Here is a 1319-nt window from a genome sequence, read left to right as displayed (position 1 = left end):
TTGCGCGCGCGAACGGATCGCCGCCATCGATGTAACGCATGGCCGAATGCACGTCTTTCCAACCGACGTATTCCATCAGCGCTCGGACGTCCCAGCCGTTGGCGTTGGCCCAGCCGGCAAAGCCCCGACGCAGGGAGTGACTGCTGTACTCGCCCGGCGCAGGCAGCCCAGCGTGAGTAAACAGACGCCGCAGCAGAGGAATGAGGCTGTTCGGGTGCAAGGGTTCGTCCGCGATGCGTCCCCAGCGGTCGACGCGGCGAAACAGCGGCCCATCCACGAGGCTGGCTGCGGCGATCCACGCCGCCGTAGCGGCGACAGGGCACCATCGCGTCAGGGCTGGCACCCGATAGGTCCGGCCGACATTCTGGCGATCGCTCTTGCTCTGCGTCAGGAAGCAGGTCATGCCTTCCCCCGGCACCATGCGCAGGTGCTCGACCTGGAGCCGGAGCAGTTCATCGCCCCGAAAGCCCCGCCAGAATCCCAGCAGCACTAACGCGCGATCTCGCAGGTGATGTAGCACGGCGGGTTGATCGCCGCGATCCCGAGCAGCCGTGACCGCACCGTCCAGCCAGTCCGCAACCTGTCCCAATTGAGTGAGCTGCAACGGTGTGGCGCGTTTCTCGATGCTCGGGTGCAAGGCCTGAATGCCCTTGAGCGTCTTGCGCACGATCGGTGCTCGCGTGGGGTCAGCAAAGCCGTGGTCGCGGTGCCAGAGCGCCAAGGCAGCAGTCCGATGCCTCAACGTGTTGACCGACAACTGATCGGCGTACGCGGCGAGGTAGCGCGAGACTTGATCGGCCGTCGCCGGGAGGTGCCCACTCGCTTCGACTTCGAAATGCCGGATCGCGCCCTCATAGCTGCGACGAGTGTTGGCGCGGGTGGCCGCATCGAGATACTGGTCGAGTTTCGTCATGCAATGTTTGCCTCCAGCGATTCCTGGCGCCTATCGCAACATTGCCGAATCGCCTCCCAGAGGTTGTTTCTACATGGGGCCCGATCGCGCCACGTGCATCACGCCGCCGCGCAAGGTGGGCGTGGGCGCATGCTTACGGTCTCTCGATAAGCCGATTTAATGCGTTATCGGTGCATACTCGAAACGGTTGCAATGCTTGCGACATTGTATAGCTAACTTATGGCCAGGGGAATTGACATGGGCGTCGATCCTGTGATTTCCTTGGTACTAGGCAGCCTGCGCAGGGGTATAGAATATGTGCAGCAGGTTCCACCGGAATGTAAAGATTGTTCGGGCCGGGAGCACTGGAAGCGCAACGTCGTATTGCCTTCGGGCGCATCCAGGTCACAACACCGTTCATGCATTG

General features: G+C 62.3%; 1 protein-coding gene. It reads right to left on the bottom strand.

Annotated features, from left to right (window positions below):
- Positions 1 to 913 (bottom strand): tyrosine-type recombinase/integrase (locus AC2VLV_RS06325; RefSeq protein ID WP_486989161.1); only part of this gene is annotated, 913 nt, incomplete at its 3' end.
- Between the last annotated feature and the right edge of the window lie 406 nt (positions 914 to 1319).

The organism is Thiomonas sp. TH-17, assembly GCF_057473305.1.
This window is presented reverse-complemented; position numbering and strand designations above follow the sequence as displayed.